The 8,976-nt window shown below is 74.2% G+C and carries 7 protein-coding genes and 2 pseudogenes; 4 read left to right on the forward strand and 5 right to left on the reverse strand.

The window, feature by feature from the left end:
- Window positions 1-78 precede the first annotated feature (78 nt).
- Together LJ221_RS00055 and LJ221_RS00060 are read right to left on the reverse strand one after the other, a co-directional pair.
- Window positions 79-750 (reverse strand): bifunctional 2-polyprenyl-6-hydroxyphenol methylase/3-demethylubiquinol 3-O-methyltransferase UbiG, encoded by a 672-nt coding sequence (locus tag LJ221_RS00055; RefSeq protein WP_241712533.1) that lies wholly within the window; start codon window positions 748-750, stop codon window positions 79-81.
- Complete coding sequence (locus LJ221_RS00060) at window positions 747-1,772, reverse strand: NAD(P)/FAD-dependent oxidoreductase (protein WP_241712534.1); 1,026 nt, start codon at window positions 1,770-1,772, stop codon at window positions 747-749. Before LJ221_RS00060 ends, LJ221_RS00055 begins: the two co-directional genes overlap by 4 nt.
- 82 nt (window positions 1,773-1,854) lie before the next feature.
- Between LJ221_RS00060 and LJ221_RS00065 the strand changes: the two genes are divergently transcribed.
- Window positions 1,855-2,451: a helix-turn-helix domain-containing protein gene (locus LJ221_RS00065; RefSeq protein WP_241712535.1), complete on the forward strand. Its 597-nt coding sequence runs from the start codon at window positions 1,855-1,857 to the stop codon at window positions 2,449-2,451.
- 306 nt (window positions 2,452-2,757) lie between these two features.
- On the opposite strand, the gene LJ221_RS00075 is transcribed toward LJ221_RS00065, so the two are convergent.
- The 3 genes from LJ221_RS00075 to LJ221_RS00085 all read right to left on the reverse strand — a co-directional run bounded on the left by LJ221_RS00075 (window position 2,758) and on the right by LJ221_RS00085 (window position 6,647).
- Entirely contained in the window at window positions 2,758-4,980 is a 2,223-nt protein-coding gene (locus LJ221_RS00075; RefSeq protein ID WP_241712536.1) for a catalase, read from the reverse strand.
- Between the two features lie 255 nt (window positions 4,981-5,235).
- Complete coding sequence (locus LJ221_RS00080) at window positions 5,236-6,057, reverse strand: SAM-dependent methyltransferase (protein WP_241712537.1); 822 nt, start codon at window positions 6,055-6,057, stop codon at window positions 5,236-5,238.
- A 41-nt stretch (window positions 6,058-6,098) separates the two neighbouring features.
- A complete protein-coding gene (locus LJ221_RS00085) occupies window positions 6,099-6,647 on the reverse strand; it encodes a hypothetical protein (protein WP_241712538.1) in 549 nt (182 codons plus the stop codon).
- 119 nt (window positions 6,648-6,766) lie between these two features.
- Between LJ221_RS00085 and LJ221_RS00090 the strand changes: the two genes are divergently transcribed.
- The 3 genes and pseudogenes from LJ221_RS00090 to LJ221_RS00095 all read left to right on the forward strand — a co-directional run.
- Window positions 6,767-7,411 carry a hypothetical protein gene (locus LJ221_RS00090; protein WP_241712539.1) on the forward strand — a complete coding sequence of 215 codons (645 nt, stop codon included), beginning with the start codon at window positions 6,767-6,769 and terminating at the stop codon, window positions 7,409-7,411.
- A gap of 36 nt (window positions 7,412-7,447) precedes the next feature.
- A pseudogene (locus LJ221_RS23820) lies at window positions 7,448-7,726 on the forward strand (ATP-binding cassette domain-containing protein); the annotation flags it as partial.
- Window positions 7,727-7,994: 268 nt separating this feature from the next.
- Window positions 7,995-8,976: pseudogene (locus LJ221_RS00095) on the forward strand (hypothetical protein); the annotation flags it as partial.

Below are 8,976 nucleotides of genomic sequence, written 5' to 3' on the forward strand. Positions count from 1 at the left end.
CCCCCCCCCCCCCCCCCCCCCCCCCCCCCCCCCGCTCCTGTCTCCGGAGCCGGTGTCTCCGGGGCCGGGCCGGAGGTTTCAGCCGGTCAGCCGCCGCAGTTTGAGCACGGCGTCCTCGAAGACGGCCCACTGTCCGTCGGGCCCGGTCGCCTCGCGCCGCCGCTCCCCGCTCACCAGCGGCTCCCACCCCTCCTCCGGGAGACCGAGCGAGGCGAGGACCTCGGCCGACGTGGGCAGGGGCGGATGGTCGCCGTGGCCGTGGCCGGCCGCCCCCGGGGGAGGGTCGGCGTGCCCGACGACCAGCAGGACACCGCCGGGGGACACGGCCGCCGCGGCGTCGCGCAGGATCCGCTGCCTGGGCAGCTCGATGGGGGAGGGAGCGTGCAGGAAGTGGACGGAGACCAGGTCGAAGGAGCCCTCGGGGAAGGACTCGGCCAGATCGTGCCGCAACCAGTCGATCCGGTCGGCGACGCCCGCCCGCCGGGCCTGCTCGGCTCCGCGGTCCAGGGCGATCCGCGAGATGTCGACCGCGGTGACGCGCCAGCCCCGCCGGGCGAGCCAGATCGCGTCGCCCCCCTCGCCGCAGCCCAGGTCCAGGGCGCCGCCCGGGACCAGATCCGCCGTCTCGCGGACGAGGGCGGCGTTGGGCTCACCGCTCCAGATCCGCTCGTCCGCACCGTAGAGCTCGTCCCAGAACTCCTCAGCCGAGGCGCCGTCCGTACCGTCGCCGTTCGTCGTGTGACCGCTCATCGCACTGCCTTCCTTCCGAGACCGTCGCGGACCGCGACGGCCCGGTCGGTCTCCTCCTCGACCAGATCGGCGTTGATCGCCGCGGCCGCGGTCACGCCCGCGGCGGCGGCGCCGACGACCTTCTCCGTCAGGTCCGAGGCGTTTCCGGCCACCCACACCCCGGGCACGGCGGTGGCACCGGTGGCGTCGGCGGGTATGTGCTCGCCGACGACGTGGCCGCCCCTCACCTGCTCGGCCGTCTCCAGCCCCAGACCCGCCAGGAAGTCCGCGCGGGCGGCGAACCGGGGGGCGACCACCAGCGCACGGCACGGCACGGTCCGCCCGCCCGCCAGACGTACCCCGGCGAGACGGCCGCCGCTCACCTCCAGGCCGGTCACCTCGCCGTCGACTACGGCGACGCCGCGGGCGGCGAGCCGCTCGTACTCCCGGTCGCCGGGCTCGGGTCCGGTGTGCCGGAACAGGGTCACATCCGCGCTCCACTGCCGCCACAGCAGCGCCTGCCGGACGGCCGCCGGCCCGGTGGACAGCACGCCGATCGCCCGGTCGCGCACCTCCCAGCCGTGGCAGTACGGGCAGTGCAGGACGTCGCGCCCCCACAACCGCGCCAGCCCCGGCACCTCCGGCAGTTCGTCGGCCAGGCCCGTGGCCACCAGCAGCCGGCCCGCCGTCACGGCGGTGCCGTCGTCCAGGAACAGGCGGAAGCCCCCGGCGGTCAGCCGCTCGGCGGCCGTGACGGTGCCCTGGGTGATCTCGCCCCCGTGGCGGAGCACCTCGGCGCGCCCGGCTGCCGTCAGCTCCAGGGGCGGCGTGCCGTCGAGCCCCAGGTAGCCGTGGACACCGGCGGCCGGGGCGTTGCGCGGCCGCCCGGAGTCGACCACCAGGACCGAGCGGCGCGCCCGGGCCAGGGTCAGTGCCCCGCTCAGCCCGGCGGCGCCACCTCCGACGACCACCACGTCGTGGAGTCGCTCGGCTCCCTGGGGGAATGAGTCCGCGGATCGTTCGCCATGTCCATGTCCGTTCATGTCGCTCCCTCTGTCATGCGGCAAGACTCCGCCCACACTCGTCCGCTTGACAAACATCTTTGCCGGATCGGCAAATGGACGGATGACCGACGACGACTTCGAGAACGTCCTCACCGGTGTGGGACCCCGGCTGCGGGCCCTGCGTCAGGCGCGCGGCGCCACGCTCTCCCGGATGAGCGAGACGACCGGGATATCGCTCAGCACCCTCTCGCGACTGGAGTCGGGGCGGCGCAGACCGACCCTGGAGTTGCTGCTCCCTCTGGCCAGGGCCTACAGCGTCCCCCTGGACGAACTCGTCGGCGCGCCCGTCACCGGCGACCCCCGCGTTCACGCCCGCCCCTTCAACCGGTACGGGCAGACCTTCGTGCCGCTGACCCGCAGCCTGGGTGGCCTGCACGCCTACAAGCAGATCATGCCCGCCGGATACGGCAGGGGCAGGCGGCCCGAGCAGCAGACACACGAGGGCTACGAGTGGCTCTACGTCCTGTCCGGACGGCTGCGGCTGGCTCTGGGCGAGCAGGACCTCGTCCTGGGTGCGGGGGAGGCTGCCGAGTTCGACACCCGCACCCCCCACGGCCTGGCGAACGCGGGGGAGTGGCCGGTCGAGTTCATCAGCATCTTCGGGCCGCAGGGCGAACGGATGCACGTACGCGCCCGGCCCTCGAAGGGCGCGGGGTAGTGGCGCGGACCGGTTCCGGCCACGGGACCGGACGGTGTCCGGTCCGGGCCCGGACCGGCCGATGCGCGGGACGGTGCCCCGCTCGCGCAGCCACGCCGGCTTCTCGGCGGAAAGTGGTAGGCCTTGTCGGCGCGGAGCCCGCCGGGGCGGCGTCTGCGCGGGCCGCGCCGGGAGCGGACGGCGGGGATGCCCGCCACCAGCGGCGGGAGCGCCTGGCTGTCGTGGACGTTCACGCCCGGGAGGCCGGGCCCCGGTGCGTGTGGGGCCCGGCCTCCCGGCCGGACCCTCACGCGGAAAGAAGGAACGTCAGAGGGCCGCGGGGAAGCGCTCCCAGACCCGGTGGCGGGCCAGCAGCCGGACGACCTCGGGCAGGACGTCCCGGCCGTCGTCTCCGCCGACCACACCGGGCGCGTCGGAGGCGATGCCCGCCGCCTCCCAGACCCGCTCGGCGCCTGCCCAGCCACCGAGGGCCTTGGAGTGCCGGTACGCCTCGCCGACCAGCAGCACCACCCGGGGGTCGACCGCCGAGCCGGCGTCCCCGCTCCGGTCGCCGCTGCCGGCCTTGGCGTCCCGGGCCCCGTGCGCGTCGGCGGCCGGAGCGGGCGCGCCGGCCAGGAGGAGGGTGTCGAACTCGATGGAGCGGGCGGCCGCGAAGGTGCGCTGGACGGTGACGGGGTCACCGGTGTCCGCGCCCAGCACGCCACCGGTGGGCGCCACCACCAGCGGCACCATGCCCTGTTCGAACACCGCCTGCCGGACCGCGCGCACGGATTCCAGATCGCCTCCGTCGGTGACGATCCCCACGATCCGCCCGGCGACGGGCCACTCGCGCCCCACCTGGGAGAGCGCCGGACTGGGCGCCACGTCGGCCAGGGGCTCCGACGGCCTGGGGACCGGCAGCCCGAGCCCCTGAGCGACCTCCCGGCACAGCCGGGGGTCGATGCTGGCGAGCGTGCGCAGCACCCGCTCCTTGATCGCGTTCTCGTAGCACCGGCTCAGCTCGAAGGTGTAGGCGGAGATCACGTGCTCCTGCTCGACCGGCGACAGGCTGAGCCAGAACTGCCGCGGCTGGCTGAAGTGGTCGGCGTAGGAGGCCGGGGCCTCCCGCACCTTCCGGCCGGCCGGCACCTCCACGGGCACCTCGACGTACGCGCCCACGTCGGCTCCGGCGGTGAACGGGCAGCCCCCGTCCATGGAGTTGGGCCGGTAGGGGGCCGTGCCCCGGTGCACGGCGGTCTGGTGCATGCCGTCCCGCAGCATGTCGTTGACCGGCGCGTGCGGGCGGTTGATCGGCAGCTGGGCGAAGTTGGGGCCGCCCAGCCGGGTGATCTGGGTGTCGATGTAGGAGAACAGCCGCCCGGCCAGTAGCGGGTCGTCGGTGACATCGATGCCCGGCACCAGATGGCCGGGGTGGAAGGCGACCTGCTCGGTCTCGGCGAAGAAGTTGCTGGGGTTGCGGTCGAGCGTCAGCAGCCCGATCGGCTGCACCGGGGCCAGCTCCTCGGGGACGATCTTGGTCGGGTCCAGCAGGTCGATGCCCTCGAAGGTCTGCTCGGGCGTGTCGGGGAACGTCTGAATGCCCAGTTCCCACTGCGGGTGGGCGCCCGCCTCGATCGCGTCGGCGAGGTCGCGCCGGTGGAAGTCGGGGTCGGCGCCGCTCGTGATCTGGGCCTCCTCCCACACCTGGGAGTGCACGCCGAGCTTCGGCTTCCAGTGGAACTTCGCCAGCGTCGTCCCGCCGTCGGCGTTCACCAGCCGGAAGGTGTGGATGCCGAAGCCCTCCATCATCCGGTAGGAGCGGGGGATGCCCCGGTCGGACATGTTCCACAGCGTGTGGTGGGTGGCCTCGGTGTGCAGGGAGACGAAGTCCCAGAAAGTGTCGTGCGCGCTCTGCGCCTGCGGGATCTCCCGGTCCGGGTGCGGCTTGCCCGCGTGGATGACGTCGGGGAACTTGATGGCGTCCTGGATGAAGAAGACCGGGATGTTGTTGCCCACCAGGTCGAGGACGCCCTCGCCGGTGTAGAACTTCACGGCGAACCCCCGGGTGTCCCGGACGGTGTCCGCGGACCCCCGGGAGCCGAGCACAGTGGAGAAGCGGACGAAGACCGGGGTCTCGACGTTCTTGCCCAGGAAGGCGGCCATGGTCACGCTCGCCGCCGTGCCGTACCCCCGGAACACGCCGTGGGCGGCGGCGCCTCGCGCGTGCACCACGCGTTCGGGGATGCGTTCGTGGTCGAAGTGGGTGACCTTCTCCCGCAGATGGTGGTCCCGCAGCAGCACCGGCCCGCGGGCACCCGCCTTCAGGGAATGGTCGGTGTCCGGCAGCCGGTGCCCCTGCGCGGTGGTGAGGTACTCCCCGCCCTGCGCCATCACCGCCCGGTCCGCACCGGTGGGCTGCCCGGTGGGGCTGACGGTGGCGGGGCCGCTCTGGTCGGGCTTGGGAGGCAGCGGCCCCCGGGGCTCGGTCAGCTCCTCGAGCGGGGGCGGCTCGGAACCGGGGCGGCCGGGAACGGGGTGCTGCTGTTCCATGTTGACTCCTCCGTGTAGGGCAGACGGGCAACGGCACACTCGTCACCCGGGAACCGGACACCGAAACGCGAAGAACGAAAAGTCACCTTCCCGCCCGTTCCGTGTCCACAAGCTCCACCCCCCGGGCCCCGCCCCGCGCGGCCGCGCGTCCGGCAAGCGCCGTCCGCCCGGCGCCGCCGCCCCTTCGGCGTCCTCACCGAGCCGTCGCCGGCCGGTGCCTGACGACGGCTCGGTGAAGGCAGTGCCGGGCGCCCGTCAGGGCTTGCGGGCCACGCCGCAGTAGAAGGCCACCTCTTCGGGGAGCTCACCCGCGGGAGAGGACTCCGGCCGCCAGCGCGAGCACGACACCACACCCGGCTCCAGCACCTCCAGCCCGTCGAAGAACCATGCGATCTCCTCGGGCGTGCGCTGGTGGAGTTTCGGCGTGCCGACGCTGTTCCAGTACTCGACCGCCGCGTCCACGTCGTCCAGCCCCGGAGCGGTGATGGTGTGCGACAGCACCAGGTAGCTGCCGGAGGGGACCGCGTCCATGAGCCGCTTCACGATCGCACGGGCCCGGTCGGTGTCCTCGATGAACATCACGATGCCCAGCAGCATGACCGCGACCGGCTCGGTGAAGTCCAGAGTCCGGGCCGCGTCCCGCAGGATGGCCTCGGGGGCGTGCAGATCGGCGTCGAGGTAGTCGGTGACGCCCTCGGGAGTGGAGGTCAGCAGGGCCCTTGCGTGCGCCAGCACGATGGGGTCGTTGTCGGTGTAGACGATCCGGGCGTCGGGCGCGGTGCGCTGGGCGACTTCATGGGTGTTCTCGCTGGTCGGCAGCCCGGTGCCGATGTCCAGGAACTGCCGGACGCCGGCCTCGCCGGCCAGGTGGGTCACCGCGCGGCCCAGGAACGCCCGGTCCGCCCGGGCGTAGTCCAGGATGCCGGGGTGGATACTGCGGACCTGGTCGCCTGCTGCCTTGTCCACCTCGTAGTAGTTCTTGCCGCCCAGCCAGTAGTCCCACATCCGGGCCGAGTGCGGGACGGTGGTGTCGATCCGGGCCGACACCTGCTCGGACGTGGTCGTTCCTTTTGCCATGAGAGTCCTCTGTGAGGTCCTGCGCGATTGCTCCCGTCAAACTACGCGCTCGACCCCGCCATGGCGGCAGGCGTGTTGATCGAATTCGGCCAGGCCGCGGGCGGGGTACCGTCCCGAGAGGGCCGGAAGGCGGCTCGGCCCTCGGCGGTCAGCCCTGACTCGGCGACGGCCGGCGCCGGCGCGTGACCGAAGAACCCGGGCAGTCCACCGGAGCGCAGCGGTACCGGGCGCTGCCCGGGGCGGACCGTGCCGTCGGCCCTGGCCGCTGCCAGACCGGCCGGGGCCCGGCCGGTGTGGACGGGGTCGAGCATGAGCCCCTCGGTGCGCGCGGCGAACAGGAGCGCGGACCCGGCCGGTTCCGTCAGCGCGCCGTAGCCGGCCCCCACCTGGTCCGTGCGCAGCCGCAGTGACTCCGGCAGGCAGTACCTGCCGGTCAGGCGGGAGACGGTGACGGCGGGGGCGGACACGGCCCCGGCATGGACGCCCAGGACCCGGCGCGCGCCCAGTTGGCCGACGAGTCCCGCCATGGCCCCTCCGGAGCCGACGGCGGTGACCACCGTGTCCAGGCCGGGAGCCTGACCGACGAGCACGCGCAGGCAACCCGGCCGAGGCGCCGGGCGGCGCACGGGCGCGGGTGCGCCCGTCCGGGCATCCTGGGGACCACGGGGCGCTCCGGCAGGAACGCCCTCCTTCGCCGGAAGGTGTGCCCATGGTGAGGAACGCCCAGCGGTTCCACGGGTGGATCGCCGGTGTGGGAACGTCCTCCGGGATACGGATCGTCCTGGGACACTGGTCCCGGTCGCCGTTCGGCCCGTTCAGCGACGTGATGCTGGAGCGGGCCGACGGGCAGCGGCTGCTGCTGGCCCCGTCCCGGCGGGTCGCGGACTTCGTCTCCGCGGTCTACCGCTTCGACCGGGTGCTGGTCGTCCCGGTGGTGGTGGACGCGGCCGGACGGCACTGGCACGTCACGGCCGGGCCGCTGCGGACGCGCCTCACCACCGGCCGCCGGGGCGGGCTCGGGACGCTGCTGCGGTGCGTGCCCGCCCCGCTGGCCGCCCGGCCCGCCTGGGTCGCGCTCACCGACCTCCCCGCCCGGCTGATGCCCGGAGTGCGGACCCGGGGCACCGCGGGAGGTGGATACCGGGAGTGGTACGGCGTACGGGACCTGCGCGGGATCACCTCGGTCGAGGCATCCTGGGAGGGCCGGGACCTGGGGCCGCTCGCGCCGGTCGACCCGCCGGTGCGGTTCGGGTTCGGCTCCGCGCCCCGCACCCCCGCCCTGGTGCGGGTGGTCACCACCGTCGCGGGGCCGCGGGAGCCCTCCGCGCCTGCCTCCGGCGGCGGAGGTCTGTAGCGTGGGAGACGTCCTCGCGGACCTCGGAGGTGCGGCATGCGCGTTCGGGCCATACACACCGAGGGGCTGACGAAGCGCTTCGGCACGTTGACCGCTCTGGAGGACCTGGACCTCCGGGTGGGACAGGGTGAGATCTTCGGCTTCCTGGGCCCCAACGGGGCGGGCGAGTCCACCACGATCCGCCTGCTGCTCCACCTCGTCCGCCCGACCGCCGGGACGGCGTGGATCGTGGGCGTACCGGTCGAGGACGTCGAGCGCGCCCACCGGCACCTCTCCTACGTCTCGGGCGATGTCTCCCTGTGGCCGCGACTGACCGGCATGGAGATCCTCACCCATCTGGCGAACCTGTCCGGCGGCGCCGACAACGCCTTCCGGGACAACCCGGCCGTGCGGATGCTCCAGGGCATCCCGCACGCCGTCGACACCCCCGGCGGTTTCGCCGCCCGGGACGCCGGCTGGATCCTGGCCGCGATCACCGTGATCGGCGCCGCGATCACGACGGCGCTGACGCTGTCGGGCGCCGCCGCGCCCGGCTCGGGCTGCTGGGCGGCCCGACGGGTTCGCCTGGCGCGGTACACAGGGCATGCTGGCCGGCTGGCTGACGGGCATCACCCTCTACGCCCTGGTGACCGGATCGGTGGCCAAGGCGGTCACCGACTTCGTGGCCGAGCAGGCGTCCTACCGGGAGATGCTCCGGCGGCTCGGATGGGACCTGGAGCGGGTCACCGAGGGCTACCTGGGCACCATGGGTCCGCTGTTCGGCCTGCTGCTCTGCCTCCACGCCTGCTGGTGGATCGGCGCGGCGCGCGCCGAGGAGGCCGCCGGGCGGCTGGAGACCACCCTCACCAGGCCGGTCTCCCGGCGCCGCTGGCTGGGCGGCCACATCCTGCCGACCCTGGCCGCCTCCTTGCTGCTCGCGGCCCTCGCGGCCCTGGCCGTGTGGGCCGGCTCGGTGGCCGGAGGGGCAGGGATGGAGGCGGCCGGCGCGTTCGGATCGGTGCTGAACACCCTGCCCGTGGTGATGCTCCTGACTGGCCTGGCCGTACTGGTGTACGGCACCGCGCCCCGGCTCACCGTCGGTCTGCCGGTGGTCGTCGCGGTCGTCGCCTACCTGGTGGAGACGATCGGGACGGCGCTGGACTGGCCGCAGGGGGTGCTGGACCTGTCGCCGTTCCACCACCCTGGCCACCGTGCCCGTCGAGCCGTTCGAGCCGCTGCCCGCGGCGGTCATGACCGGTCTGGGGCTGCTGGCCGCACTGGCGGGCGTCGCGGCCTTCGAGCGCCGGGACGTCACCGGGGACTGAGGGGCGGCGCGGCGGGCCGCCCCTCAGGGGGATTCCCCGGACCGCCGGATCCGGGTTCGGCCGTCCTGCGGTGGGCGGCCGCCGACCAGAGCCGGCGGACGGTGTTCGGCGGTGTGGTGACCGTTCATGCCGACCGGGTATCCCCCCGCGGGCAGTCCCCACCTCTGGACCCGGAAGGGAAACGCCGTCCTCTCGTGCGGCACCGGCACGGTGACGCGGGCGGGGGGGGGGGGGGGGGGGGGGGGGGGGGGGGGGGGGGGG

The sequence above is a fragment of the Streptomyces sp. CNQ085 genome, from assembly GCF_022614595.1.
Taxonomy (GTDB): Bacteria; Actinomycetota; Actinomycetes; order Streptomycetales; family Streptomycetaceae; genus Streptomyces.